Source organism: Burkholderia sp. AU27893 (genome assembly GCF_002223205.1).
In the GTDB taxonomy this organism is placed as follows: domain Bacteria; phylum Pseudomonadota; class Gammaproteobacteria; order Burkholderiales; family Burkholderiaceae; genus Burkholderia.
In genome coordinates this window covers 1,933,174-1,959,653 of the sequence record NZ_NKFD01000001.1, presented here as the reverse complement: position 1 = coordinate 1,959,653, position 26,480 = coordinate 1,933,174, and the positions used below count along the sequence as shown (strand labels likewise).

General features: G+C 66.4%; 27 protein-coding genes and 3 tRNA genes. 10 read left to right on the top strand and 20 right to left on the bottom strand.

What is annotated here, in order from left to right; translation table 11 throughout:
* Nucleotides 1–11 precede the first annotated feature (11 nt).
* Complete coding sequence (locus tag CFB47_RS09320; protein WP_089460996.1) at nt 12–530, top strand: VUT family protein; 519 nt, start codon at nt 12–14, stop codon at nt 528–530.
* A gap of 268 nt (nt 531–798) precedes the next feature.
* Here CFB47_RS09320 and CFB47_RS09315 read toward each other — a convergent pair.
* The 8 genes from CFB47_RS09315 to ssuD form a co-directional block, all read right to left on the bottom strand.
* A tRNA-His gene (locus CFB47_RS09315) sits at nt 799–874 on the bottom strand.
* A 57-nt stretch (nt 875–931) separates the two neighbouring features.
* A complete protein-coding gene (dusA, locus tag CFB47_RS09310) occupies nt 932–1,918 on the bottom strand; it encodes a tRNA dihydrouridine(20/20a) synthase DusA (RefSeq protein ID WP_071334403.1) in 987 nt (328 codons plus the stop codon).
* 130 nt (nt 1,919–2,048) lie between these two features.
* On the bottom strand, nt 2,049–2,294 hold the full coding sequence (locus CFB47_RS09305; protein WP_089456138.1) for a hypothetical protein: 246 nt from the start codon (nt 2,292–2,294) through the stop codon (nt 2,049–2,051).
* A 55-nt stretch (nt 2,295–2,349) separates the two neighbouring features.
* Nucleotides 2,350–2,547 carry a hypothetical protein gene (locus CFB47_RS09300; protein ID WP_089460995.1) on the bottom strand — a complete coding sequence of 66 codons (198 nt, stop codon included), beginning with the start codon at nt 2,545–2,547 and terminating at the stop codon, nt 2,350–2,352.
* Between the two features lie 142 nt (nt 2,548–2,689).
* Nucleotides 2,690–2,905: a molybdopterin-binding protein gene (locus tag CFB47_RS09295; protein ID WP_006476104.1), complete on the bottom strand. Its 216-nt coding sequence runs from the start codon at nt 2,903–2,905 to the stop codon at nt 2,690–2,692.
* Nucleotides 2,906–2,962: 57 nt separating this feature from the next.
* On the bottom strand, nt 2,963–3,922 hold the full coding sequence (locus tag CFB47_RS09290) for an ATP-binding cassette domain-containing protein (protein ID WP_089456136.1): 960 nt from the start codon (nt 3,920–3,922) through the stop codon (nt 2,963–2,965).
* A complete protein-coding gene (gene ssuC / locus CFB47_RS09285; protein ID WP_089439997.1) occupies nt 3,919–4,731 on the bottom strand; it encodes an aliphatic sulfonate ABC transporter permease SsuC in 813 nt (270 codons plus the stop codon). Before ssuC ends, CFB47_RS09290 begins: the two co-directional genes overlap by 4 nt.
* Nucleotides 4,732–4,748: 17 nt before the next feature.
* The gene (gene ssuD, locus CFB47_RS09280; protein WP_089439996.1) at nt 4,749–5,906 is read right to left on the bottom strand and encodes an FMNH2-dependent alkanesulfonate monooxygenase; all 1,158 of its coding nucleotides are present in this window, start codon (nt 5,904–5,906) and stop codon (nt 4,749–4,751) included.
* Between the two features lie 341 nt (nt 5,907–6,247).
* On the opposite strand from ssuD, the gene CFB47_RS09275 reads away from it, so the two are divergent.
* On the top strand, nt 6,248–6,676 hold the full coding sequence (locus tag CFB47_RS09275; protein WP_006484223.1) for a hypothetical protein: 429 nt from the start codon (nt 6,248–6,250) through the stop codon (nt 6,674–6,676).
* Between the two features lie 118 nt (nt 6,677–6,794).
* Here CFB47_RS09275 and CFB47_RS09270 read toward each other — a convergent pair whose 3' ends face one another.
* The 3 genes from CFB47_RS09270 to CFB47_RS09260 are packed head-to-tail and all read right to left on the bottom strand — an operon-like array spanning nt 6,795 to nt 8,820.
* Nucleotides 6,795–7,949 (bottom strand): enoyl-CoA hydratase/isomerase family protein, encoded by a 1,155-nt coding sequence (locus tag CFB47_RS09270; RefSeq protein ID WP_089460994.1) that lies wholly within the window; start codon nt 7,947–7,949, stop codon nt 6,795–6,797.
* A 31-nt stretch (nt 7,950–7,980) separates the two neighbouring features.
* A complete protein-coding gene (locus CFB47_RS09265; RefSeq protein ID WP_039358831.1) occupies nt 7,981–8,319 on the bottom strand; it encodes a multidrug efflux SMR transporter in 339 nt (112 codons plus the stop codon).
* A gap of 3 nt (nt 8,320–8,322) precedes the next feature.
* Nucleotides 8,323–8,820, bottom strand: coding sequence for a heme-degrading domain-containing protein (locus CFB47_RS09260; RefSeq protein ID WP_011351856.1), 498 nt, complete (start codon nt 8,818–8,820; stop codon nt 8,323–8,325).
* Between the two features lie 197 nt (nt 8,821–9,017).
* Between CFB47_RS09260 and CFB47_RS09255 the strand changes: the two genes are divergently transcribed.
* From CFB47_RS09255 to CFB47_RS09225, 7 genes are all read left to right on the top strand, one after another.
* Nucleotides 9,018–9,094: transfer RNA gene (locus CFB47_RS09255), tRNA-Met, on the top strand.
* Nucleotides 9,095–9,280: 186 nt separating this feature from the next.
* Nucleotides 9,281–9,826, top strand: coding sequence for an NUDIX hydrolase (locus CFB47_RS09250; protein WP_089425269.1), 546 nt, complete (start codon nt 9,281–9,283; stop codon nt 9,824–9,826).
* A gap of 11 nt (nt 9,827–9,837) precedes the next feature.
* A complete protein-coding gene (gene aat, locus CFB47_RS09245; protein WP_089456133.1) occupies nt 9,838–10,602 on the top strand; it encodes a leucyl/phenylalanyl-tRNA--protein transferase in 765 nt (254 codons plus the stop codon).
* Nucleotides 10,603–10,635: 33 nt separating this feature from the next.
* Nucleotides 10,636–11,466: an arginyltransferase gene (locus CFB47_RS09240; protein ID WP_089425267.1), complete on the top strand. Its 831-nt coding sequence runs from the start codon at nt 10,636–10,638 to the stop codon at nt 11,464–11,466.
* A 98-nt stretch (nt 11,467–11,564) separates the two neighbouring features.
* Nucleotides 11,565–12,602 carry a quinone-dependent dihydroorotate dehydrogenase gene (locus CFB47_RS09235; protein WP_021161559.1) on the top strand — a complete coding sequence of 346 codons (1,038 nt, stop codon included), beginning with the start codon at nt 11,565–11,567 and terminating at the stop codon, nt 12,600–12,602.
* Between the two features lie 100 nt (nt 12,603–12,702).
* Complete coding sequence (locus CFB47_RS09230) at nt 12,703–13,497, top strand: cystine ABC transporter substrate-binding protein (RefSeq protein ID WP_039358847.1); 795 nt, start codon at nt 12,703–12,705, stop codon at nt 13,495–13,497.
* 122 nt (nt 13,498–13,619) lie between these two features.
* Nucleotides 13,620–14,312: an amino acid ABC transporter permease gene (locus CFB47_RS09225; RefSeq protein WP_006484207.1), complete on the top strand. Its 693-nt coding sequence runs from the start codon at nt 13,620–13,622 to the stop codon at nt 14,310–14,312.
* 60 nt (nt 14,313–14,372) lie between these two features.
* Here CFB47_RS09225 and CFB47_RS09220 read toward each other — a convergent pair whose 3' ends face one another.
* The 6 genes from CFB47_RS09220 to rnr all read right to left on the bottom strand — a co-directional run bounded on the left by CFB47_RS09220 (nt 14,373) and on the right by rnr (nt 21,573).
* Nucleotides 14,373–15,359, bottom strand: coding sequence for a Gfo/Idh/MocA family protein (locus CFB47_RS09220; RefSeq protein WP_089439992.1), 987 nt, complete (start codon nt 15,357–15,359; stop codon nt 14,373–14,375).
* 100 nt (nt 15,360–15,459) lie between these two features.
* Nucleotides 15,460–16,176: a FadR/GntR family transcriptional regulator gene (locus CFB47_RS09215; RefSeq protein WP_089456132.1), complete on the bottom strand. Its 717-nt coding sequence runs from the start codon at nt 16,174–16,176 to the stop codon at nt 15,460–15,462.
* A 279-nt stretch (nt 16,177–16,455) separates the two neighbouring features.
* The gene (gene rpiA, locus CFB47_RS09210) at nt 16,456–17,151 is read right to left on the bottom strand and encodes a ribose-5-phosphate isomerase RpiA (RefSeq protein ID WP_027787641.1); all 696 of its coding nucleotides are present in this window, start codon (nt 17,149–17,151) and stop codon (nt 16,456–16,458) included.
* A 91-nt stretch (nt 17,152–17,242) separates the two neighbouring features.
* Nucleotides 17,243–18,115, bottom strand: coding sequence for an N-acetylmuramoyl-L-alanine amidase (locus tag CFB47_RS09205; protein ID WP_089460993.1), 873 nt, complete (start codon nt 18,113–18,115; stop codon nt 17,243–17,245).
* 97 nt (nt 18,116–18,212) lie between these two features.
* Nucleotides 18,213–18,956 carry a 23S rRNA (guanosine(2251)-2'-O)-methyltransferase RlmB gene (gene rlmB, locus CFB47_RS09200; protein ID WP_089460992.1) on the bottom strand — a complete coding sequence of 248 codons (744 nt, stop codon included), beginning with the start codon at nt 18,954–18,956 and terminating at the stop codon, nt 18,213–18,215.
* A gap of 148 nt (nt 18,957–19,104) precedes the next feature.
* The gene (rnr, locus tag CFB47_RS09195; protein ID WP_089425263.1) at nt 19,105–21,573 is read right to left on the bottom strand and encodes a ribonuclease R; all 2,469 of its coding nucleotides are present in this window, start codon (nt 21,571–21,573) and stop codon (nt 19,105–19,107) included.
* 249 nt (nt 21,574–21,822) lie between these two features.
* On the opposite strand from rnr, the gene CFB47_RS09190 reads away from it, so the two are divergent.
* Nucleotides 21,823–21,909 (top strand) — tRNA-Leu (locus tag CFB47_RS09190).
* Between the two features lie 258 nt (nt 21,910–22,167).
* On the opposite strand, the gene CFB47_RS09185 is transcribed toward CFB47_RS09190, so the two are convergent.
* The 3 genes from CFB47_RS09185 to CFB47_RS09175 form a co-directional block, all read right to left on the bottom strand.
* Nucleotides 22,168–22,719, bottom strand: a complete 552-nt coding sequence (locus CFB47_RS09185) for a cytochrome b (protein WP_089456130.1) — start codon at nt 22,717–22,719, stop codon at nt 22,168–22,170.
* Nucleotides 22,720–22,836: 117 nt separating this feature from the next.
* A complete protein-coding gene (locus CFB47_RS09180) occupies nt 22,837–23,805 on the bottom strand; it encodes a fimbrial protein (RefSeq protein WP_179249982.1) in 969 nt (322 codons plus the stop codon).
* On the bottom strand, nt 23,802–26,378 hold the full coding sequence (locus tag CFB47_RS09175; RefSeq protein ID WP_089460991.1) for a fimbria/pilus outer membrane usher protein: 2,577 nt from the start codon (nt 26,376–26,378) through the stop codon (nt 23,802–23,804). The genes CFB47_RS09180 and CFB47_RS09175 overlap by 4 nt, the downstream gene beginning before the upstream one ends.
* Nucleotides 26,379–26,480 lie beyond the last annotated feature (102 nt).

Here is a 26,480-nt window from a genome sequence, read left to right as displayed (position 1 = left end):
GCAGGGAAATCATGTACGTCTTGATCTATATCGCAGCAGTCGCTGTCGCGAACCTGATGGTCGCTCATTTCGGACCCGCTGCTACACCGATCATCGCGTTCTTTCTGATCGGACTCGATCTCGCGATTCGAGACCGTCTTCACCTGGACTGGCGCGGCCGCGCACTTTGGTCAAGGATGCTTGCGTTGATCGCAGCGGCCGGCGTCGTCAGTTACACGCTCAATCCGGCTGCCAAGGAAATCGCCGTCGCGTCTCTCGTAGCGTTCGGTTCGGCAGCCGTCGCAAGTGCAATCGTGTTTCAACTCGCACGTCGTTTTCCGATACTGGCGCGCGCCAACGGCGCGAACGTCGCGGGTGCGGCTGTCGACTCCATCGTCTTTCCACTCATTGCGTTCGGGGCAGTGTTTCCGACGATCGCCGCATTGCAGTTCGTTGCAAAGGTGGCGGGTGGTGCGTTGTGGTCGTGGGTGGTTTTTCGAAACACTCGAACGGGTCAGGCGGGGATTGCAAGTAATGCGGCCGATCGTTAAGCACGGGTTGCGCATATAGCGGCGTTGTTCGTTGCCGAGGTCGCCGCTTCTGTTCGTCCGGATGTTTCTCGTCTCGACCAAGTTCACGATCACGGAACAAATACCGGAGTGTCGTGTTATTGGTCGGCTGCGTGGACGGCATAACCATCGAATGAAGATCGTAAAGCGACGAGGTCTGTCATTCCGAATTTTGGAATTCCAAAACAAAAACGGCACTGTCTTTTGGGACAGTGCCGTTTTTAACAACTTGATACCGCTTGGAATTCTGTGGGGTGGCTGATGGGACTCGAACCCACGACGACAGGAATCACAATCCTGGACTCTACCAACTGAGCTACAGCCACCACTGTTACTGCTTTTTGTTCTTCGCTGCTTTTGTGTTTCAGCAGCGAAGAACAAGATTATACGAACACTTTTGAATCTTGCAAAGCTTTTTTTTCAAAAACTTCTTCGGCCTCGTTCAGATGCGCACGCGCCTCGTCGAACACGGCCAGATCGGCACGCGCGAGCTTCTTGTTGTCGGACAGCACACGACGCCAGCCGCGTGCGCCGGGCATGCCGCGATACAGTCCGAGCGCGTGCCGCACGATCGCGCCGAGGTAGGTTCCGCGCTTCAGTTCGGCCGCGCAGTATTCGATCAGCTTCGCCTCGGCCTCTTCGCGCGTCGGCACCGCCGCGGTCGACCCGTAGAAGCGCGTATCCACCTCGGCGAGCACGTACGGGTTGTGATACGCCTCACGGCCAAGCATCACGCCATCGACATGCTCGAGATGCTGCGCTACCTCGTCGAGGGTCGTGATACCGCCGTTGATGACGATCTCGAGCGACGGAAAATCGCGCTTCAGCTGATACGCATAGTCGTACTTGAGCGGCGGGATCTCACGATTCTCCTTCGGCGACAGCCCCTTCAGGATCGCATTGCGCGCATGCACGACGAACGTTTCGCAGCCAGCCTCGGCCACCGTACCGACGAAGTCGCGCACGAACGCGTAGTCCTCGACCGCATCGACCCCGATCCGGTGCTTGACCGTGACCGGCACCGACACCGCATCGCGCATCGCCTTCACGCAGTCGGCAACGAGTTGCGGCTCGTTCATCAGGCACGCGCCGAACGCACCGCGCTGCACGCGCTCGGACGGGCATCCGCAATTCAGGTTGATTTCGTCATAGCCCCACTGCTCGCCGAGCTTCGCCGCGCGCGCGAGATCGTCCCGCTCGCTGCCGCCCAGTTGCAGCGCGACCGGCGATTCGTTCGGCGTGAACGCGAGATGCCGCTGGGCATCGCCGAACAGCAGCGCGCCCGTCGTGATCATCTCCGTATACAGCCACGTGTCGCGCGTCAGCGTACGGTGGAACGAGCGGCAATGCCGGTCGGTCCAGTCGAGCATGGGCGCGACGGATACGCGGCGGGGAGGAAGTGAAGACGGTACGGACATGGATTTCGGGCAACAGGCCTGGCGGCGCGGAAACAACCCGGTATTTTACCGCAACACGGGCCGTGCCCGCCCGGCACGCGTGCTACCCCTCGCCCAACTCCGCATCGACTGCGCGCCGGGCCTCGTCGAGCACGCGCTCGATCACGCGCCGTTCGGTCAGCAGCATCCCGTCGACCTTGACGAGCCGCCAGTCGATCCGCACCGCACCGCCCTGCAGCACGCGGTAATGCGCATGCTCGCCGTCCCAGACCTGCTCGGTCTTCACCTCGATCTCGAAGCCGCGGTACGGCTCGCTGAAATCGCCGAGGTCGCTGCCTCTCGGTTCCATCGCACGCTCCGTGGCGACGCAGCGCCAGGCCGCCCTGGCGGCCGGCGCCGCGCGCTCAATCGTATTCGTCGGATAAAAAGGATTTGCCATCGGCCGTCAGGTCGACCCGGTCGGTCGCCGCCTGGTAGATCAGCCCCTCGTTCAGCAACGCGTAGACGACATCGTCGAACACGGCGGGAACCGGCCGGCTTTCACCGAACTGGTCGATCCATTTCAGCGCCTCGATGGCTTCGGGGGAAAGGATGGGGGTCATGCGTTGGCCTCCGGCATCGGTGTCGCTCCATCCTAGCACTTCGTCCGGACGTCGAATACCGAGGCAAACGCGCTGCGCCAATGCCGGGCGGCGCCAACGGGCAGGTTGCCCGCGGCGCCGCGCCGGTGCAGCACACGCGGGCTCAGAGGCGCGCGATCGAGACTTCGGTCGATTTCACGAGCGCGACGACTTCCGCGCCCACCTTCAGTTCGAGTTCGTCAACCGAACGGGTCGTGATCACCGACGTGACGATGCCGAACGGCGTCTCGACGTCGACCTCGGACACCACCGATCCGCGAATGATCTCCTTGACCTTGCCCTTGAACTGGTTACGTACGTTGATTGCAGTGATGCTCATCAGGTTGATCGCTCCGAAGAAAAAGATCTCAGAACGGGCGGCCGCTGCCGCCCGGATTTAAACGGCCCAGCGGATCTGCCCGACCGGTCGAACGTTGTCTGCCTCATGCGGTGCGTCGTGGTCGGCCGCACCGGGCCCGCCGGCGAGCACGCGTTTCAGCACGCGATCCTCGAGCGCCGCAAACGCGGCCGACGCGCGGGCGCGCGGCCGGTCGAGCGGCACCGGCTGATCCAGCGCCACCCGCCCCTGCTCGATGAGCAGGATGCGGTCGCCGAGCGCGACGGCCTCCTGCACGTCGTGCGTGACGAGGAGCGCGGTGAATCGATGCTCGCGCCACAACCGCTCGATCAGCGCGTGCATCTCGATGCGGGTCAGCGCGTCGAGCGCGCCGAGCGGCTCGTCGAGCAACAGCAGTTGGGGCCGGTGCACGAGCGCACGAGCCAGGGCGACACGCTGCCGCTGGCCGCCCGACAGCTGCGCGGGCCAGTCGTTCGCGCGTTCCAGCAGGCCGACTTCATCGAGCACCGCGCGTGCCTGGTCGCGCGCGCCGCGTCCGAGGCCCAGCATCACGTTCTGCAGCACGGTCTTCCACGGCAGCAGGCGCGCATCCTGGTACATGATCCGCGTATCGAGTTCGCCGCCGCCCTCGCCGCGCGTTTCGAGCGTGCCGCTGCTCGGCTGCTCGAGTCCCGCGACGAGACGCAGCAGCGTCGATTTCCCGCAACCGCTGCGGCCGACGATCGCGACGAAGCTGCCGCGCGCGATGCCGAGCTCGACGTTGTCGAGCACCGTGCGTGCCCCGAAGCGCTTGCTGACACCCGATAGTGTCACGGCATCGTCGGGGGCCGGGCTTGCCGGCCGTCGCCGCGCGAGCGGAACGACGGATGCGCCGGCGTCACGTTCGAGAACCGCTGCGTCCCGCGCGTCACCGTCCGCGACACGCGCCTGCGCCAGTTCGGCCTCGAGGTCTGCGCCGGCAAGCGGGCCGTAGGCGGCCGCCGAAGTCGTCGCATTCATGCCTTTGCTCCTGATTGATAAGCGGGGTGCCAGCGCAGCGTCACGCGCTCGAGCCATTTCGCCAGCACGTCGGCCAGCTTGCCGAGCACCGCGTACAGCAGGATGCCGACCACCACCACGTCGGTTTGCAGGAATTCACGTGCGTTCATCGTCATGTAGCCGATGCCCGACTGCGCGGAGATCGTTTCCGCGACGATCAGCATCACCCACATCAGCCCGAGCGCAAAGCGCACGCCGACGAGGATCGACGGCAACGCACCAGGCAGGATCACGTCGCGGTACAGCGCAAAGCCGCGTACGCCGTAGCTCTTCGCCATCTCGATCAGGTTTGCGTCGACCGAGCGGATCCCGTGATACGTGTTGATGTAGACCGGGAAGAACACCCCGAGCGCAACGAGGAACAGCTTCGCCTTCTCGTCGATGCCAAACCACAGGATCACGAGCGGAATCATCGCGAGCGCCGGGATGTTGCGGATCATCTGGATCGTCGAATCGAGCGCGACCTCGGCCGCCTTCGACAAGCCGGTCGCGAGCCCCAGCGCGAGGCCGACGCCGCCGCCGATCGCGAAACCGAACAGCGCGCGCCACGTGCTGACCTTCACGTTCGCCCACATTTCACCCGACGTCACGAGCGACCAGGCCGCTCGCACGACCGCCACCGGTTCGGGCAGCACGCGGGTCGACAGCCAGCCGATGCGCGCGCCGACTTCCCATGCCGCCAGCAGCGCGAGCGGCACGAGCCACGGCGCGACGCCGCGCCATGCGCGGGCGGCCACGGCCGCGGCCGTCGTCGACGTTTTCGTTGTCATCGCAGGCCTCCTGTCGCTCAGCTCTGGGCCGCTTTCGGCAGATAGCTGTTGCCGACGATCTCGCCGAACGGGCCCGACAGCGGGCCGGTCGCCTTCGCCACGCCGTTGCCCTTGATCAGCGGGAATACGAGTTCCGCGAAACGGTACGACTCCTCCAGGTGCGGATAGCCGGACAGGATGAAGGTCTCGATGCCGAGATCCGCGTATTCGCGCATGCGCTCGGCGACCTGCTCCGGGTTGCCGACGAGTGCGGTGCCCGCGCCGCCGCGCACGAGGCCGACGCCGGCCCACAGGTTCGGATACACCTCGAGCGCCTCGCGGCCGCCGCGCTTGCCGCCGTGCAGCGCGGCCATCCGGCGCTGGCCTTCCGAATCCATGTTCGCGAACGCCTTCTGCGCGCGTGCGATGGTTTCGTCGTCGAGGCGGCTGATCAGGCGCTCGGCGTCGCGCCATGCTTCGTCCTCGGTCTCGCGCACGATCACGTGCAGACGAATGCCGAACTTGATCTTGCGGCCGCGCGCCTCGGCGCGGGCGCGAATATCGGCGATCTTCTTCGCGACGGCCTCGGGCGGCTCGCCCCAGGTCAGGTAGGTGTCGATGTGATCGGCCGCGATCTCGTGCGCGGCCGGCGACGAGCCGCCGAACCACAGCGGCGGATGCGGACGCTGCACGGGCGGATACAGTGCCTTGCCGCCCTTCGACTGCAGATGCTTGCCGATGTAGTCGAACCCGCCGTTGTCGTGCGACGCGGACAGCAGCCCGCGCCAGATGTTCAGGAAGTCGTCGGTGATTTCATAGCGCGTGTCGTGATCCGCGAACAGGCCGTCGCCTTCGAGCTCGGCGGCATCGCCGCCCGTCACGACGTTGATCAGCAGGCGGCCGCCCGACAGGCGGTCGAACGTCGCGGCCATGCGCGCCGACAGCCCCGGCGATGCGATGCCGGGACGGATCGCGACCAGGAATTTCAGACGCTGCGTCGCCGGGATGAGGCTCGACGCAACGACCCACGCATCCTCGCAGGAACGGCCGGTCGGCAGCAGCACGCCCTCGTAGCCGAGCGTATCGGCCGCCACCGCGACCTGCTTGAAGTAATCGTAATCCGCGGCGCGCGCGCCTTCGGCCGTACCGAGGTAGCGGCTGTCGCCGTGCGTGGGGATAAACCAGAACACATTCATCTGCTGCTCCTGCTTGACTGTCCTTGCCGGAATTTGAAAAAGACACCGCCCTGCTCGCGTCGCGGATGCGCGGCGCATGCATGGTGTGCGTTCGAATCGGGATGGCTCGCCGGTCAGGCCGTGCAGCGGGCGAGGACGCGATTGCACGGCTGTTTCTGGGAAATCAGTCTAGGGATCGGTGCAGGGCTTTGGAACGATTTTTTTGAGCTTAGGTTTTCCGCTTTCGTGATTAGCACGACGCTGGAGCGAATATCGCGGCGGGCGGGCCCTATAATGGCGCACCTATCCGAATAACTCCGCGCGGACGGCCCCGGCCGTGCGCGCCTGCGGTGCACTCATCGATGCAGAAAGTCATCCTGCCATTCCTGTCCGGCTTCCTGGCCGCCCTGTTCTTCCGCGAAGCGACGCTCGCCCTCCTTCATACGGCCGACCTGATCGCCGCAACCGGCTTCTCCACGCAGCCGTTCGCGCCGCTCGGCATTCCTGAATTTGTCGCGAATGCGTTGATCAGCGCGTGCTGCGCGATCCCGATGGCGTGGCTGCTGCGCGTCTCGCCGGAGCGCGAGGCCTCGTGGATCGGCGCGCTGGTGTTCGGCGGCATCGTGCTGACGGCCGCCCGAGTGTTCGCGATCGATCCGCTGCGCGGCATCTGGCCGTCGGGCAACATGATGCCCGTGCTCGCGGCCGGCTTCGCGGCGAACGCGGTATGGGGCTTCGGCGCACTCGTGTTCATGCGCGCGTTCATGTCGGACGACGCAGGCGACGAATAACGCGGCGGCAAGCGCTGCGCCCTTCGCCATCCACCGGTCGGCACCCATGAAAAAGGCCGCCTGCTCGTGCAGGCGGCCTTGTCGTTTCCAGCGCGCGCTTCGGTCAGTCCGACCGATGTCAGTCCTGCAGCTTCCGCAGCGGATGCGTGTCCGGCATCCACGGGCTGTCGAACATCGCGAGCACGTCCGCGCGATCGATATCGGCGGACGACTTGAAACGCCAGGCCGGCTGGTGGTCCTTGTCGACGATCAGCGCGCGCACGCCTTCGATCACGTCGCCGCGCGCGAACGTCGAGCGCGTGAGATCGAGATCGCGCCGCAGGCAATCGGCCATCGTTGCCCCGCGTGCACGTTCGACGACTTCCAGCGAGACGGCCATCGACAGCGGCGACAACTGTTCGCGCATCGCGTGGGTCGCCTTCTCGACCCATCCGTCGACAGCCGCGCAGTCCTGCTCGGCGTCGAGCGACGCGAGGATCGCGCCGATGTCCGGCTGCGCGAAATGCCGGTCGATTCCGGCACGCGCGTCGGCCAGCGCCGACGTGTCGGGCGTCGGCACGACCTTGTGCGCGGCCGCCGCGTCGGCCACGCACGCGACCGCCTGCTCGCCGCTGGCGATGCGCGCGCTGCGCAGCGTGTCGAGCAGCGCCGGCAGCGCGGCATCGGGCAGATAGACGTCGGCGAGCTGCGCGTACAGCGCGCCGGCCGCGTCGAGCGTCGCGCCGGTCACGGCGAGATAGCGGCCGAGCGCGCCGGGCGTGCGCGCGAGGAACCAGCTCATCCCGACGTCCGGGAACAGGCCGATACGCGTTTCCGGCATCGCCATCTTCGTCGAGTCGGTCACGACCCGCAGGCCGCCCGTATGCCGCGCCGCCTGCGAAATCCCCATGCCACCGCCCATCACGACACCGTGCATCAGCGCGATATAAGGCTTCGGGTAAGCGAAGATCGTGTGGTTGAGCGTGTATTCCTCGATGAAGAACGTGTCGACCGCATCGCGGTCGCCTCGCTGCCACGCATCGTGGAAGAAGCGCACGTCGCCGCCCGCGCAGAACGCGCGCGGATGCGGGCTGTGCACGACGACCGCGACGACCTCCGGATCGTCGCGCCACGCGTCGAGCGCCTGCTGCATCAGCCGGATCATGCCGACCGACAGCGCGTTCAGCGCCTTCGGCCGGTTCAGTTCGAGAAAGCCGATACGGTTCGCGACAGTCGCGCGCACGTCGGGCTGAGCGGATTCGGCGGAAACGGCAGCGGAAGGGGAATCGGTCATGAGGGTCATCCGGCAAATGGCAGTCGCACGCTCAGTGCGCCTGCATCTTCGAGAACAGGTTCAGCACCACGACGCCGGCGATGATCAGGCCGAGGCCGATCACGGCCGGCAAGTCCGGCACCTGGCGATAGAGCAGCATCGCAACGAGCGTGATCAGCACGATGCCCGCGCCCGACCAGACGGCATAGATGATGCCGACGGGCATCGTGCGCAACGTGATCGACAGGCAGTAGAACGCGATGCCATAACCGGCCACGACCAGCAACGACGGCCAGAGGCGCGTGAAGCCGTCCGCCGCGCGCAACGCCGACGTGCCGATCACTTCCGCGACGATCGCGATCGCGAGCCATGCGTAACCGGGAAGCTGCATCGCTCAGCTCCTCGCGAGGGCCAGCACGGCGTAGTCGTGGCCGAGCTCGGCACAGAGCGCCTCGACGACGAATTCGTGGTCCGCGCGCTGCGGCAGCCCCGACGCGGTGATCGAGCCGATCACGCCGGCACCGGCGACGGTTAGCGGGAACGAGCCGCCGTGCGGCGAATATTCGGCGATCGGCAGCCCGTGCTTGTCGGCGAGCGTCGCGCCGGCCTGCTGCATGCGCAGGCCGATCGCGTACGAGCTGCGGCGGAAATGGGCGACGACGTTGCGCTTGCGGCGTACCCAGTCGGCATTGTCGGGCGTGGCGCCAGCGAGCGCCGCGTAAAACAGCGGCTGGCCGAACGTGACGATGTCGATCGCGATCGCATGGCCGCGCGACGTCGCGAGCGCGTGCATCCGGTTGCCGAGCGCCCACGCGCGCGCCGGGTCGAAATGGGGAAATACGAGCGCCTGTTCCTGCGCGCCGATCGATTGCAGATCGTGAGCGATGTCCATGAATCCGTCGATACAGTAATGAGAGTCGCAACAGCGCCGAAACGATCGCGCATGGCCCCGCTGCCGAAGAAACGAAACAAACCGCTCGATTCTAGCGCACGCACCCGCCGTACCGGCCCCACAAGCAGCGACAAGAAATTGTCAGAAAACGCTTGCACGCATTCGGGTTACTCCTTATAATTCATTTCTTCGACGGACGCGGGGTGGAGCAGTCTGGCAGCTCGTCGGGCTCATAACCCGAAGGTCGTAGGTTCAAATCCTACCCCCGCAACCAACCGTCCAGAATTACGCAAAAAGCCCGGCTCCGCGCCGGGCTTTTTGTTTTTCCGCGCCCGGGCGCCGCGCCCTCTTCGCGTACACGTACCCTCCGCTTCGCACCCCATGCCGTGCGCACGCGCAGGCGTTCAAGAATGCCGCGCCCCGGTGATACACTCGCATCACCTCGTCCCTTCCACTCGACATGAAATTCTGCTCCGTCTGCGGTCACGAAGTCATCGCGCGCATTCCTCCGGGCGACAACCGCGAGCGCTTCATCTGCGATCACTGCGGCACGATCCACTACCAGAATCCGCGCAACGTCGTCGGCACGGTCCCGGTCTGGGGCGACCAGATCCTGCTGTGCCGCCGCGCGATCGAACCGCGCTACGGATTCTGGACGCTGCCCGCGGGCTTCATGGAAATGGGCGAGACGACGGCCGAAGCCGCCGCACGCGAAACGCTCGAGGAAGCCGGCGCGCGCGTCGAGGTGCAGAACCTGTTCACGCTGCTCAATGTGCCGCACGTGCACCAGGTCCACCTGTTCTACCTCGCGCGGCTCACCGATCCGGCGTTCGAGGCCGGCGAGGAAAGCCTCGAAGTGAAGCTGTTCGACGAAGCCGACATCCCGTGGGACGAAATCGCGTTCCCGACCGTCAGCCAGACCCTGCGGTTCTTCTTCGCCGATCGCGCCGCGGGCGACTACGGCGTGCACACCGGCGATATCTTCCGCTCGCTGCGCAACGGCTGAGCCCCCGCCCCATGGTCCCCTGGCTCGGCCCGGACGATCCGTTTCCGCCCATCGAACGCGCGCTCGGTCCCGCGACGGGCGCGCCCGGGCTGCTCGCCGCGAGCGCCGACCTGCTGCCCTCGCGCCTCATCGACGCGTACCTGCGCGGCATCTTCCCGTGGTACTCGGACGGCCAGCCCGTGCTGTGGTGGAGCCCCGATCCGCGCATGATCCTCGTGCCGGCCGAATTCAAGGTGTCGCCCTCGCTGCGCAAGACGCTGAAGCGCGTGCTGCGCGAGCCCGAATGGGAAGTGCGCGTCGACCACGACTTTCCGGGCGTGATGCGCGCGTGCGCGCAGGCGCCGCGCCGTGGGCAGCGCGGCACGTGGATCACGGCCGAAATCATCGACGCGTACACGTCGCTCTACCGCTCCGGCAACGCACACAGCATCGAGACGTGGCACGACGGGCGGCGCGTCGGGGGCCTGTACGGCGTATCGTTCGGGCGGATGTTTTTCGGCGAGTCGATGTACGCGGACGCGACCGATGCGTCGAAAATCGCGCTGGCCACGCTCGTCGCGCACCTTCGCGAGCAGGGGCTGGAAATGATAGACTGCCAGCAGAATACGTCGCATCTAGCGTCGCTCGGCGGCCGCGAGATCGCACGCAAGGCCTTTGTCGCTCACGTGCGCAGCGCGGTAGCCGAACCGCCGATTCCGTGGCAGTTCGACAAGCGCGTGCTCGCCGCGCTGACGGGCCGCACCGAAACGGCGGCCCCCTCCGGAATCGAGCGCTAGCGCGGCACTCCCTCCCTGCAACGAGAGCTGCCCATGACTCACCCGACTGAGCTGCCGCTTTCACCGCTTTCGGCGCTGCAATTCTATGCAACGGCGCCCTATCCGTGCAGCTATCTGGACGGCCGCGTCGCGCGCTCGCAAGTCGCGACGCCGAGCCACCTGATCAACTCCGACATCTACACCGAGCTCGTGAAGGCCGGCTTCCGGCGCTCGGGCGTCTTCACGTATCGTCCGTACTGCGACGGCTGCCGTGCCTGCGTGCCGGTGCGCGTCCCCGTCGCCGCGTTCGCGCCGTCGCGTACGCAGCGCCGGATGTGGAAGCGCCATCGCACGCTCGTCGCGACGGTTTCGCCGCTGCACTACGACGAAGAACACTACGCGCTCTACATGCGCTACCAGTCCGCGCGCCACGCGGGCGGCGGCATGGATCGCGACAGCCGCGACCAGTACGAGCAATTCCTGCTGCAGAGCCGGATCAACTCGCGCCTCGTCGAATTCCGCGACCTCGACGCCCCGGGCGGCGAGCCCGGGAAGCTGCGCATGGTCAGCATGATCGACATCCTCGGCGACGGGCTGTCGTCCGTCTACACGTTCTTCGAGCCCGACGACCGGCACACGAGCTACGGCACCTACAACATCCTGTGGCAGATCGAGCAGGCGAAGAGCCTCGGCCTGCCCTACGTGTACCTCGGCTACTGGATCCGCGAGAGCCCGAAGATGGCCTACAAGGCGAACTTCCATCCGCTCGAAGGGCTGATCGACGGCCGCTGGAAGATACTCGATCCGGAACGGATCGACCTGCCGCCCGTCGATGCTGCACTGGCCCGTGCGCCGTTGCCAGGCGGGCATTCCGGCTCGGGCTGACGCGCGCCGCGGGGGTGACGAAGCGAAGCGCGCCCCTGCCGCCCAACTCCCGGTAAAATAGCGGGTTGTCATTCATTCCGGCTGTCCGCCCTATTCCCGTGTTCAGTTCCCTCTATCCGCTGGCCCGCGCATCCCTGTTCAAGATGGATGCGGAAGACGCTCACCACCTCACGCTGCGCGCGCTCGGCGCGGCCGGCCGCACGGGCCTTGCCTGCGCGCTGTCGGCCCGCGTGCCCGACGCGCCGCGCACCGTGATGGGGCTCACGTTCCGCAACCCGGTCGGTCTCGCGGCCGGCCTCGACAAGGATGGCGCGGCCATCGACGGACTCGCGGCGCTCGGCTTCGGCTTCATCGAGGTCGGGACGGTCACGCCGCGCCCGCAGCCCGGCAACCCGCGCCCGCGCATGTTCCGCCTGCCGCAGGCCGAAGCACTGATCAACCGGATGGGCTTCAACAACCACGGCGTCGACCAGTTCGTGAAGAACGTCCAGGCGGCCCGCTATCGCGGCATCCTCGGCCTGAACATCGGCAAGAACGCCGATACGCCGATCGAGCGCGCCGCCGAGGACTACCTGTACTGCCTCGAACGCGTGTACCCGTTCGCGAGCTACGTGACGATCAACATCTCGTCGCCGAACACCAAGAACCTGCGCCAGCTGCAAGGCGCGGGCGAACTCGACGCGCTGCTCGCGGCGCTGAAGGACAAGCAGCAGCGCCTCGCCGACCTGCACGGCAAGCTCGTGCCGCTCGCGCTGAAGATCGCGCCCGATCTCGACGACGAACAGGTCAAGGAAATCGGCGACACGCTGCTGCGCCACAAGATCGAGGCGGTCATCGCCACCAACACGACGCTGTCGCGCGCGGCCGTCCAGGGCCTGCCGCATGCGGACGAAGCCGGCGGCCTGTCGGGCCGCCCCGTGTTCGACGCGTCGAACGAAGTGATCCGCAAGCTGCACGCCGAAGTCGGCAGCGAAGTGCCGATCATCGGCGTCGGCGGTATTTTCTCGGGCGAGGATGCCCGCGCGAAGCTCGCGGCCGGCGCGGCGCTGGTGCAGCTCTATACGGGGTTCATCTACCGCGGTCCCGCGCTCGTCGCGGAATGCGTGAAGGCCGTCGCCCGCGAACGCACCGCGTAATATAGGCATAAACAAACGATATTTAAAAGTCGATTGCATTTTTGCTATGATCGACCCCGTTATCAGAATCAATGACCCGGACAGGGCAAGGAAACACACGATGAAGATTGCGCTGCTGAAGAAGCTGCTGGTTGCCGGCCTGATCGGCACGTCGTTCGCCGCTGCCACCGCGCATGCGGCCGACCTCCTCGACCAGGTGAAACAACGCGGCACGCTGCGGGTCGGCCTGGAAGGCACGTTCCCGCCGTTCAACTCGAAGAACCCGCAAGGCGAACTCGTCGGCTTCGACGTCGACATCGCGAAGGCCGTGGCCGCGAAGCTCGGCGTGAAGGCCGAATTCGTGACGACCGAATGGAGCGGCATCATCGCGGGCCTGCAGGCCGGCAAGTTCGACGTGATCGCCAACCAGGTCGGCATCACCGACAAGCGCAAGGAAACGCTCGACTTCTCGCCGGCGTACACGTACTCGTCCGCACAGCTGATCCAGCGCAAGGACGACACGCGTGACTTCAAGTCGCTGGAAGACCTGAAGGGCAAGAAGCTCGGCGTCGCGCTCGGCACGAACTACATGGACATGGCGAAGTCGGTGCCGGGCATCGACGTGAAGACGTACCCGGGCGCGCCCGAGTACCTGCGCGATCTCGCGGCCGGCCGTCTCGACGCGGCACTCAACGACCGCCTGATGCTCGCGTACCTGACGAAGAACTCGCAACTGCCGCTGCGCCCGGGCGCGAACGTCGGTTCGGCGAACCCGTCGGGCATCCCGTTCAAGAAGGGCAACCCGAAGTTCCAGAAGGCGATCGACGACGCGATGGCGCAACTCGAGGCCGACGGCACCTTCACGAAGATCTCGGACAAGTGGTTCGGCATCGACGTGACGAAGCCGATCAAGTAAGCACGCCTGCATTTCCCGCCTGACGGCGGGCCGGAAAGGGCGGCATCCGTCACGATGCCGCCCTTTGTTTTATGCGTCCGGTTTATGATTGCGCTTTCGCGCACGCATTCGATTCGTATTCCATGTCGACAACGTCCCTGCTCGTCCAATCGCTGCCGGTGCTCGCCCAGGGCGCCGTTCTGACCGTCAAGTTCGCCGTGCTGTCGATGGTGTTCGGCCTGCTTGGCGCCGTCGTGCTCGCGATGATGGGCATCCGGCAAAGCGAAGCGCTCGACGGTTTCGAACGCATCTGGGTCAACGCGCTCGCGTGGCTGGCACGCGCGTACGTGAGCCTGATGCGAGGCACGCCGCTGCTCGTGCAGATCTTCGTCATCTATTACGGGCTGCCGAGCCTCGGGATCTCGCTCGACCCGACGCCCGCCGGCGTCATCGCGCTGTCCGCGAACGTCGCGGCCTACATGTCGGAAAGCATGCGCGGCGCGATCAACGGGATCGCGCGCGGCCAATGGCTCGCCGCGTACAGCCTCGGGTTGTCGTGGGGGCAGACGCTGCGCTACGTGATCGGCCCGCAGGCGCTGCGCATCGCAGTGCCGAGCCTGTCGAACAGCCTGATCAGCCTGATCAAGGACACGTCGCTCGTGTCCGTGATTACCGTGACCGAACTGCTGCGCAGCGCGCAGGAAGTGATCGCGGCAACCTATCAGCCGCTGCCGCTCTATCTCGCCGCCGCGGCCGTGTACTGGATCCTGTGCCAGATCCTCGAATGGGTGCAGCGCTGGTACGAAAAGCGCCTGTCGCTGCCGTCGCGGCACTGAGCGCACGCCGCGCGCCGGGCCGCTCGCGCGTGCCCGGCTCCCGCCTTCCCGCTTACTCGCTTACTCGCCCGAATAACGCACGCCGAGCGCCGCGCGCGCGGCGTCGGTCATCGCGATCATCTGCCGCGAGTGATCATGCGTCATGATCGGGCTTTCGGTCTTGCCCGCGCGCAGCAGGTCGCAGAAATGCGCGGTCTCGTAGTTCAGCCCGCCGCCGTCGACCGGTGCGTCGAGTTCGACGGTGCGCCCGTCCGCATAACGAATCGTCGCGCGCGCGGGGTTCCACCATTTCTCGTGAATCGTCACGTGGCCGCCGGCCGCGGCGATCAGCGCGTCGCCGCGCCCCATCACGTCGAGCCCGCAAAAGAGCTGCGCGATCCCGCCGTTCGCATGCACGCTGTTCAGGCTCGCGAACAGGTCGACACCCGTTGCCCCGACGCGGCCGAGCGTCTGCACGTCGCGCGCGGCGCCGAGCCAGTCGACCGCGAGAAACGCCTCGTAGATCCCGATATCGAGCAGTGCGCCGCCCGCGCGATCGAGATGATAGACGGCATGGTCGTCCGGCACCGATGACGACGCGCATCCTGCCCGCACGAGCCGGATTTCGCCGATCGGATCGTCGTGCAGATGCGCACGTAACTGACGGTACAGCGGGAAGAACGGTGGCTTCATCGCTTCCATGAAAAGCCGCCCGGCGTCGCGTGCCGCACGCAGCACGGTGTCGAGCTGCGCCGCGTTCAGCGTCGCGGGCTTTTCGCACAGCACGGCCTTGCCGGCAGCCAGCGCGGCCAGCGTGTACTGCGCGTGACTGTCATGGAGCGTCGCGATGTAGACCGCGTCGATATCGCTCGCGAGAAGTGCGTCGAGGCTTGTAGCAGGCGTACCGCCGTACGCTTCGCAAAAGTCTGCCGCGGCATCCGCGCGGCGGGCCCAGGCACCGGCGAGCGTGGCGCCCGGCACGTGCGCGAGGCTTTGCGCGAAACGGCGCGCGATGCTGCCTGCGCCAACGATGCCGAAGCGCACCGTGCGTTGGTCGTTGTCGTTCATCCTGATCTTCCGTGTCGGTCGTATGACGATGGCCGGCACGCTGCCGGCCGGCCGTCATGATAAACGGCCCGCGGCACACGGATGAGCGACTCGCGCAGCGTCAGGCGCGCATGGGCACGTCGACGGAGAAATCGCGCGAGATCTCGTCGGCGCTGAAATCGATCAGCGCGAGCGAAGCGGCTTCGGCTTCGCGCGGGTCGCGCCGCTCGATCGCGTCGACCACCCGTGCATGCGCCTTCACGACGATGTCGTGCGCACCTTCCTTCTGCACGACACGCGGATTCACGAGACGCACCGCCCCGCGCACGATCGCCGCCATCTGCTGGAAGAACTGGTTGCCGCTCGCCTGCACGATGCGCGTGTGCAGCAACTCGTCCGCCGTGTCGTAGCCGGAGTCGCCGGGCTGCAACACCTTGAACGCATCGAACGCTTCGCGGATACCCGCGATGTCGGCAGCCGTCGCACGCACCGCCGCCTGCGCGGTCGCGCGCGGTTCGATCAGCATCCGGAATTCGATGACGTCGCGCATGAACTGCGGATCGGGTTTCGCCCGGAATCGCCAGCTCACCACATCTTCGTCGATCATCCGCCAGTCGCGCATCGGCCGCACGCGCGTGCCGACTTTCGGACGCACGTCGAGCATGTCGCGCGCAAGCAACATCGATAGCGCTTCCCGCATCACGGTGCGACTCACATCGAACTCTTTCGACAGCACGTCCTGCGGCGGCAAGATGCCGCCGTACTTGTCCTCGACGATACCCGAGACAAGCCCATCCATCACTTTCGCGACCAGTGACCGGTCTTTGCCCTGCTCCATGACACCTCCCCGTGCGTCGATTTGCGAACACCTGCTCCGCAGTTCCGCCGGCCCTGGTTACGACTGTTCTTATGATCTATAAGTTGATGAGTTCGAGGATATTTCGCTATCTGGTAAACACCTGACAGGGTTATCCCTCTTTTTGACCGGGTGATTTATACGGCTAAAAATAAGGCCCGGGAAGCGCATTGCGCCTACCGGGCCCCGATTTCCACAAGATTTAAACATTCAGTCCATTACGACACGCGACACATCATTACGGACTGCTTGTGAAATCTTTCAATTAGCCGAATAAACGATCGTTTCAACGCCGTTTTCCGTGCCGAGCAAGCACAGGTTCGCACCGCGCTCGGCGAACAGGCCGACCGTCACGACGCCCGGCCATGCGTTCACCTGGGCTTCGAAACCGCGCGGATCGGCGATCTGCAGCCCCTTCACGTCGATGATCTCGTTGCCGTTGTCGGTGATGTACGGCGCGCCGTCCTTCGTCACGCGCAGCACCGGCACGCCGCCGAGCGCGGTCACGCGCCGGCCGATCGCCGTACGCGCCATCGGCACGACTTCGATCGGCAGCGGGAACGCGCCGAGCACCGGCACGCGCTTGCTGGCGTCCGCGATGCAGACGAACGTATCGGCCACCGATGCGACGATCTTCTCGCGCGTCAGCGCACCGCCGCCGCCCTTGATCATCGCGCCGCCCGCGTCGATCTCGTCGGCGCCGTCGACGTACACCTGCAGCGAATCGACCTCGTTCAGGTCGAACACCTTGATGCCGTGCGACTTCAGGCGTTCGGTCGTGGCGACGGAGCTCGACACGGCGCCGCGATAGCGCGCCTTGACGACGGCGAGCGCGTCGATGAAGCAGTTGGCGGTCGAGCCGGTGCCGACGCCGATCACGGCGCCTTCCGGCACGTTCTGGATCACGTAATCGGCGGCGGCCTGGCCGACGAGGCGTTTGAGTTCGTCTTGAGTCATGGAGTGGTAATGCTGCGGGATTGCGGAAAACCGCCAGTTTACCGGACTCGGATGACGGCCCGGGTTTTTCGGCGTGCCGGGCGCGACGGATTCAGGGCGCGCCCGCCGCGGGCGCATTGTCCACCGGTTGCGTGCCGGGAAAGTACTTGTCGAGCAACGCCTGCGCGATCGCGTCGGTTTCGGCGTCCGGGTTGCCTGCATAGTCGGACGGCCTGAAATGCATCTGGAACGCGGCGAACACGCGGCGCGTGCGTGCGTCGAGCACGCCATCGGTGGCCACGTCGTAACCGTAGCGCGCGAGCTTGAGCTGCAGTTCGCGCACGTCGACCGGCGCATGCGGATCGCGACCGCCGAGCCGCGCGGTGATGGTCGCCTCGTCCGGCCACGCACCGACGCCGGCCTCGGCCAGCGCATGCCACGGAAACAACGGCCCCGGATCGATCTTGCGTTGTGGCGCGATGTCGCTGTGCCCGACCACACGCGTCGGCGGAATCCCGTAGCGCGCGACGATGTCCTTCGACAGCCGGGTCAGCGCCGCGACCTGTTCGGGCGGATAGGGTTGCCAGGTGCGGTTTTGCGGATCGAGCGGCCCGCGGTTCACGTTCTCGATGCCGATCGACACCGCATTCAGCTCGGTCGTGCCCTGCCACTCGCTGACGCCCGCGTGCCAGGCGCGCTCCGATTCCGGAACGAGCTGATAGACGACCGGCATCCCGCGCTCGATGCGCGGCTGCGGCGGGATGACGTAATGCACGCTGACCGAATCGCCCGTCAGCGTGCGCAGCGATTTCGCCTCGTCGCTTTCGGTGTAATGCATCACGAGAAAGCGGATCCGCGAATCGGCGCCGCGCGCGTGCAGGCTCGTGTCGGCGTAGTAGGTACCGCGTTCGACGAGCGACGGCGACGTGCAGGCAGCCAGCAGGCACAGCACGGCGCAGGATGCGCCAGCCCGAAACAGGGTCATCGGTCGCGAGCTCCGGAGAGCCGCGTGCCGCATCGGATCGCGGCACGCGTCGTTCGGGTCATTCGAGGCCCGCGCAGGGCGCGCGGGGCGGGCTGCGTCAGCTCTTCACGCGCCGCTGGCGCACGGCTTCGTACAGGCATACGCCACTGGCGACCGACACGTTCAGGCTTTCCACGCTGCCGGCCATCGGAATGCTCATCACCTCGTCGCAGGTGTCGCGCGTCAGCCGGCGCATGCCTTCGCCTTCCGCGCCCATCACGAGCGCGACGGGGCCGTCGAGCTTCGTTTCGTAGAGCGTCGCCGATGCCTCGTCCGACGTGCCGATGATCCACACGCCGGCCTCCTTCAGCTCGCGCAGCGCACGGGCGAGGTTCGTCACCGTGATGTACGGCACCGTATCCGCCGCACCGCTCGCCACCTTGGCCGCGGTGGCATTCAGGCCGACCGCGCGGTCGCGCGGCGCGATCACCGCGTGCGCGCCGGCCGAATCGGCGACACGCAGGCACGCGCCGAGGTTGTGCGGATCGGTGACACCGTCGAGCACCAGCAGCAGCGCCGGGCCCTGGATGCCGTCGAGCAGCTCGGACAGGTTCTGCGCGAGCGGGACGTCCTCGACACGCGCGACGACACCCTGGTGACGCTCGGTATGCGCGAGGCCCCACAGGCGCGTTTCGTCGGCCGCGATCAGCCGCACGCCCGCTTCCTTCGCGGTGTGCAGGAAGTCCTGCATGCGGCGGTCGCGGCGCGTCTGGTCGTACAGCACCTCCGCAACCGTCGATGCATCGTGCCGCAAACGTGCGGTCACCGCATGAAAACCGTAAAGAACCTTCAGACGTGACATGACTGGAACAACCTTCGATCAAACGTGCGGCCGCGCGACGCGCGCAGCCGCGATCCATGGAAAAGGAAAGCGCCGCGTTGCCGGCGGATGACCGGTCACGCGGCGTCTCTCGATACTGCAGGGCGGGCGTTGGCGCCGCCCAGAACGCTCAATACTTCTTGCGGGCGCGCGTCTTCTTCGCCGTCGGCTTCGCCGCCGCACCACCACCGCTGCTACCCTTCTTGCGCGCGGCGCGCGCTTCATTCACCGCAACGCTCGGCGCACTCGCGGCCTTCTTGCGACGCGGCACGGGATCCTCCACCTGCGGCAGCGTGCGTACGCGCGGGCCATTGCCGCGGTCGACACCGCCGCCAGCGGAAGCCGGCGCGGGCGACGGGCGCGGCGCCTTCACCGGCGTATCGCGCACGAGGCGGAAGTCGATCTTGCGTGCATCGAGATCGACGCGGCTCACCTGCACGCGCACGCGATCCGACAGGCGATAGCGGATGCCCGTGCGCTCACCGCGCAGCTCGTTCTTGATCTCGTCGTACTGGAAGTAGTCCGAGCCGAGTTCCGTGACGTGCACGAGCCCTTCGATGAACAGCGTGTCGAGCTGCACGAAGATGCCGAACGACGTGACGCCGTTCACCATCCCGCCGTACTCCTCGCCGAGCTTGTCGCGCATGAAGTAGCACTTGAGCCAGGCCTCGACGTCGCGCGATGCTTCATCCGCGCGGCGCTCGTTCGCCGAGCAGTGCAGGCCGAGCTCTTCCCAGATCGCCGTGTTCGAACGCGAGCGGCCGCGCGATTCGTCGTCGGCCTGCTGCATCGCGCGGGCGCGCGGCGACAGCGCGGTGTTCAGTTCGAAGCCTTCCGGCGCCTTCGGCACGTATTTCTTGCCCGACAGGATCGCGTAGATCGCGCGGTGCGTGAGTAAGTCCGGATAACGGCGGATCGGGCTCGTGAAGTGCGCGTACGCCTCGTAGGCCAGGCCGAAGTGACCGATGTTGTCCGGGCTGTAGACGGCCTGCTGCATCGAGCGCAGCAGCATCGGCTGCAGCATCTGCGCATCGGGCCGGTCGCGGATCTGCGCCATCAGCGCCGCGTAGTCGCTCGCATGCGGCTTGTCGCCGCCGCCGAGCGACAGGCCCATGCCGCGCAGGAACGCACGCAGGTTCTCGAGCTTCTCCGGCGTCGGCCCCGCGTGCACGCGGTACAGGCCAGGATGCTTGTTGCGCTTCAGGAAATCGGCCGCGCAGACGTTCGCGGCCAGCATGCATTCCTCGATCAGCTTGTGCGCATCGTTACGCTGGCGCGGCACGATCTGCTCGATCTTGCCCTGCGAGTTGCAGACGATGTAGGTCTCGGTCGTGTCGAAGTCGATCGCGCCACGCTTCTGCCGCGCGGCGAACAGCGACTTGTAGACGCCGTACAGATCCTGCAGGTGCGGCAGAAGATCCGCGCGACGCGCAGCCTCCGGCCCCTTCGTGTTCGACAGCACGGCAGCGACTTCGGTGTACGTCAGGCGCGCGGCCGAATGGATGACGGCCGGATAGAACTGGTACGCCTTGATCTCGCCGCGCGCGGTGATCACCATGTCGCACGCGAGCACGCAGCGGTCGACCTGCGGATTCAGCGAGCAGAGGCCGTTCGACAGCTTCTCCGGCAGCATCGGAATCACGCGGCGCGGGAAGTAGACCGACGTGCTGCGCTCGAGCGCGTCGGCATCGAGCCCGCTGCCCGGCTGTACGTAGTGCGATACGTCGGCGATCGCGACGATCAGCCGGTAGCCGTCGCCGCGGCCGACCTTGACCGGCTCGCAGTAGACGGCGTCGTCGAAGTCGCGGGCGTCCTCGCCGTCGATCGTCACGAGCGGCACGTCGCGCAGGTCGACGCGGAAACGCAGGTCGGTCGGGCGCACCTTGTCCGGCAGCGCGGCGGCTTCGTCAAGCGCCGGCTGGCTGAACTCGTGCGGCACGCCGTACTTGCGCACCGCGATTTCGATTTCCATGCCCGGATCGTCGATGTCGCCGAGCACCTCGACGACGCGGCCGAGCGGCTGCGAATGGCGGCTCGGGAAATCGGTCAGCTCGACGACGACGACCTGCCCGACCTTCGCCTTCTTCACGTTCTGCGTGATCAGGATGTCGTGGCCGATGCGCTTGTCTTCCGGTGCGACGATCAGCGCGCCGTTCTCGTTGAGCAGGCGGCCGATCACGCGCTTGTTCGCGCGCTCGGTGACTTCGACGACGTGCCCTTCCGGGCGACCGCGGCGATCGTAGCCGACGATCCGCGCGAGCACGCGATCGTTGTGCATCACCTTCTGCATTTCGCCGTTCGGCAAGAACAGGTCGTCCTGGCCGTCGTCGCGGATCACGAACCCGTAGCCGTCGCGATGCCCCTGCACGCGCCCGGCGACGAAGTTCGACGGATGGGTCAACTGGTAGTGGCCGCGCTTGTCGAGGCGGATCTGGCCGTCGCGTTCCATCGCGGCGACACGCCGGAAGAACCCCTCGCGCTCCTGACGCTTGATCGACAGTGCTTCTGCGATGTCGTTGGCGGCCAGCGGCGCGTCGCTCGTACGCAGCACGCCGAGAATTTCTTCACGGCTCGGAATGGGGTACGGATATTTGCTCAAGGGTTTGTCGATGGTTGTTCTCGTTGCGTTGATTGATGGTGCACGGCATCAACATAGAGGTGTCCGTCAGACAGTTCTATATTGACGGCGGCGGGTCATTCTATCACCCGCCTGTGTCACCAAAAGACCGGAATGCCGCCGGCAGGCGCGGCGGAGCCCGGTTTGCGATGCATCGCAAAAAAGTATTGACACGAATAATTGGGGCGCTATAATTTCGCTTCTTTGCAGCAAGCAGCTACTGCAAAACGTGCCCAGGTGGCGGAATTGGTAGACGCACTAGGTTCAGGTCCTAGCGGTGGCAACATCGTGGAGGTTCGAGTCCTCTCCTGGGCACCATCTGTATTTAAAAAGGTCGGCTTCTAGCCGGCCTTTTTTCATTTCTAGCCCAGGGAACCGTGCGCCGGGGTCGCGCATGTGCTGCCGAACCCTCTCCTCGGCACCTCGGTATTCAAAAAGCACAAAAGCCGGCATCGTGCCGGCCGCCTTCGTTTCCTAGCCTTGGGCGCCCATCGCGGCCCACCCGGCATCGTCGTGAATCAGCACCAAAGTGGTGCGCGCGTGGCGGATCGACATCCGCCTCGCGCCACGCCCTCATCAGAGCATGCGCTTCAGCACGTCGTTCTTCGACACGAAATGATGCTTGAGTGCCGCCCCCGCGTGTACCGCCACCACGAATGCCAGCGTGTAGCAGCCGAACTTGTGAAGGTCGAACCAGTGCTCGGTCACCGGCCCCGCGCTATACGGCGTCTTCACGTAAAGCACGCCAAACAGCCAGTAACCGTCCGGCACCATCACGAACCCGCTGAACAGCACGAAGGCGACCAGCGCGTAAATCAGCGAGTGCACCAGGTGCGCGATCGATTGCTGCTGACGCGGAATCGACGCGACGTCAGGCGGCGTGCGGCGGAAGAACGACCACACATAGCGCAGCGGAAACAGCACGATCAGACAGCTCGCGAGCGACATGTTCAGGGTCGACACGAAACGCCAGAGATCCGGCTGCGTAATGAAGTGCAGCGAAATTCCGGCCACCATCGTGTACAGGATCACGGCCGCGAAAATCCAGTGCAGCGCGCGGGAAAAGCGGTCGTATCGACCGCTGGATAATGTTTCGTTGTGCAAATCTGTTTGGGAAGCCACCTGCATGATTCATCCTTTATCGGTTGCGAAGACATGGTTGCCATGGATATGTGGATGAAATTATCGAGGTGGAAACCCGTGTTGATAACCATTCTCAAGGATTTCCAAATACCCGGCGCAGCGTCAGCGCATCTCGATCAGGAACGTCATCACGCCGTCGCCCGACCCCGCCGTCACGCGCTCGCCGTACTGGTAGTACTGCGCGGTATACGGCAACGTGGTCGCCCCGACCGTCGCGTCGCCGAGGCTCTGCCAGGTATTCAACGTGACCGGCGCGTCGTGCTTCAGCACGCGAATGCCGACACCCTGCGCGGCGTCGTCGCCGAGCAGCTTCAGCACGTCGGTGGTGCCCGGCACCGTCTCGCCGAGCAGCTGGATCGACAGCGGTGTCGGCCGTGCCTCGCCGAACGGGCTGCAGGTGAGGTCGATCGCGAATTCGCGTGACGCCTGGGTCGAGCCCGGACCGTCGAAGGCCGACGCGGGCACGGCGCCGAGCGGCACGACGAGATGCTTCGAGGCCGTATTGACGGTGCACGCGACGCCCCGCACGTAACTGCTCGTAATGTGCTTGCGCACCACGTAATGGCTCGGATCGCCGCTCACGGGCGACGCCTCGACGACAAACGCCTGGCCCAGCAGGAAGCCCGGCGTCACCGGCCCGATCTTGACGAGCTCCATGTCGATCACGAACGTGCGCGCCGAGCCGTCCCCCGGATGCGTCCCGAGCACGCCTTCCGTCTTGCTGCCGAGATCCTCGCCGTCGCGCACCATCCGCAGCGCAAGGCCCGGGAGATTGGTTGCCCACAGGTTCATGCCCGGCGCGGGGCCGAACTCGCTCGAGTAATTCAAGGTCCGCGCCAGCGGCTCGCCCTGGCCATTCGGCGCACAGGTGAGGGTCAGCGTGAACCGGACCGACCGGACGACGCCGCCGACCTCGACGCCGTCGGCCGCGATCGAACCGAACTCGATCGGATTGAAATCTTCGGGGAGGCTCAGGCACGCGGCAAACGCGGGCGCCGTGCAGAGCGTCAGCGCGACGAACGCCGCCCAGCGGCGCAGGCATGCGGCAAATCGGGATATCGTGGGTTTCATGAACGGGGTGAAGTAGGTGAAGCAGCGTCGGCCCGCAGCGCCGGATGCGTGCGCGAGCAGACGACCTCGAGTTCGGGGAAATTGCTGTGCGGCGTCGACTCGCCCATGTTGTACGACAGCGCGCAGCGCTCGTCCGGGCGCGCGCCCCATCGCACGAACAGGTCGCCGGCCCGGCCGACGCCGGTGACGAAGCCCTGCCCGTTCGGGCCGACCATGCCGACCTCCTTGCCGGCCGCCGTCAGCACCGCGGCACCGAACGGCACCGGCTGGCCCGCGTCGTCGGTCATGTCGAGCATCAGGCGGCCCGCTTCGACCTCGAACGGCGCCAGCACGACCGCACCGTGCGTCGGCACGACGTGCACGATCGCGTTGCGGATCTCGAGCTGACGATCGAGTTCCGCCGTGCGCAACGCGATGCGGTTCTGCCGGTACGGCGTGACGTTCGGTACGACCGCATAGCCCGCGCGGTCGGTACGCACGCCGGCATGCGCGATCACGCCGACGTCGGCCGCGCCCTCGCTGCGCACCAGTGCGACGGTTTCGCCGAGCGGCTGCGACAGCGTGACGCCGCCGCCGTGCACGACCACGCCGCCCGCCGCGCTGACCGAGGTCTGCGAGCCGCTGCGCGTCTGGTTGTGGGTGGCCCCGAACTGGCCGGCCGTCGCACGGTAGTTCAGGTTCACCGCACCGCCCAGGCCGTGTGCCGTGCGATCGGCGTCGACGCCATAGCTCAGGCGATCGTCGTCGAACAACGTGCCGAACACGCCCGCGCGCTGCTCGGTGCCCGCGGTACCGGCGATCAGCGTCGCGCTGCCGTACGCATGCGGTGTCGTCGTGCGCCCGCCGCCGAACGGAATCGACAGGTTCAGCGACACCTGCCGGCTGCGCTCGCCGCGCGCACGCTGCTCGGCGCTCAGGCTCACGTTGTAGGACACGCGCGACACGCTACCCGAATAGCCGAGCTGGAGCAGCCGGTCCTCGCCGGCACCGTCGCGATAGGCGCGCCGGTTCGCGCTGACGTACAACGAGCCCGCGCGCCCCAGGCTCTGCGACACGCTCACCTCGCTGCGGCTGCGCTTGCCCGCGCGGCCCGCCCACGTGTCGACCGACGTCGCGTAGCGCACCACGACGTCGGACAGGCTGCGATAGCCGCCCGAGTACTGGTGATGCGCGGCGCGCAGTTCCGTGCCGGTCGACGCGAACGCCTTCGCGTACATTGCCCGCACGGCGCTGCCCGCGCCCGCCTGCCCCGCCTGGTCCCGATAACGGGCGTGCGTCACGTCCACCGACAGTGCACCGATGCGCGCCAGGTTGCGCGCGGCGCCGGCCGCCAGCGCCGCATACCCGTTCGCGAACGTCACGCCGCCGTAGATCGTCGTCTCGCCAGGCAAGCCGTAAGCGGCGCTCGCCGACGTGAACCACTGCGATTGGGCGGAATCGGCACGCAAGCGCCCCGCGGCCGCGCGATACGACCAGGCCTTCTGGCGCAGCAGGGTCGGAATGCTCGCCGACGGCTGGATGAAGCTGCGCTTCTGGCCATCCGCCTCGACGATCGTCACCTCGAGATCCGCATGCGCCGCGATCGCGTACAGGTCGTCGATCTCGAACGGCCCCGGCGGCACGTAGCTGCTGTAGATCAGATAGCCGTTCTGGCGAATCTCGACCTTCGCATGGCTTTGCGCGATGCCGCGCACGACCGGCGCGTAGCCGCGCTGGCTATCCGGTTGCATCGTGTCGTCGGACGCGAGCTGCACGCCGCGGAACGCCACGCTGTCGAACACGTTGTCGGACGTGAAGTTCTCGCCGAACGTGACGCGGCTGCGCCAGCCGGGAAGGTCGCGCTCGAGATAGGTGTTCATGAATTGCGTCTGCAGCCCCGACGCGTTGTGGTTCACCATCGCGCTGCTGCGCAGGCGCCACGCGCCGAGGTTCAGGCCCGCGCGCACGCTGCCGTACGCTTCCGTCGCGTGGCCCGACGGCCCGTCGTAACGCCGCTGCGCGGCGTTGAAGCGATAGTCGAAGCGCAGTGCATTGATGCCTTCGTCCCAGCGCGACGGATCGACCGAGCCGCGCGGCACGCGCTTCATCTTCGCTTGCGGAACCGTCAGCGCCAGCGTCTGGCGATCCGGATCCACCGTGACCGTCGCGTCCGGCATCGCATCGCGCGGATCGACGCACGCGAGCGTAGCGTCGGCCGCATCCGCGGCATCCACCTCGGCAATGCGCGGATAGGCCGCCAGGTTCACGCCGAACCCGTCGAGCTGCGCGGCGCCCAGGCAGGGCCGCACCGCATTGCCTTGTTCGTCGCGCGGATCGCGTTCGAAACGGATGTCGTGCATGCCCGACGCTTCGCCATTGACCGACACCTCGACCGGGTGCACGCCGGGCAGCAGCACGTTCGCTTCGGCGAACACGTCGAGATCCACGTCCGCCTGCGGGTTGCCGAACGCGAGGAACGCGGGATTGAACGCCGTGTTCGCGTGCGCGTGCGCCCCCGCGCTCGGCAATCCGAACGCGAAGGTCGAAGCGAGCGCGAGCACGCATCGGCGCAGCGGGTCAAGGCATCGTGTCATGAATGGGTGAACGGCGCGCGCCGGATGAGCGCACGCCGCATGAAGTCAAAAAATGAAAAGTCGGAAAAGCGGATCGCGGAGTGGCCGCTGGCCGGCCCCGCG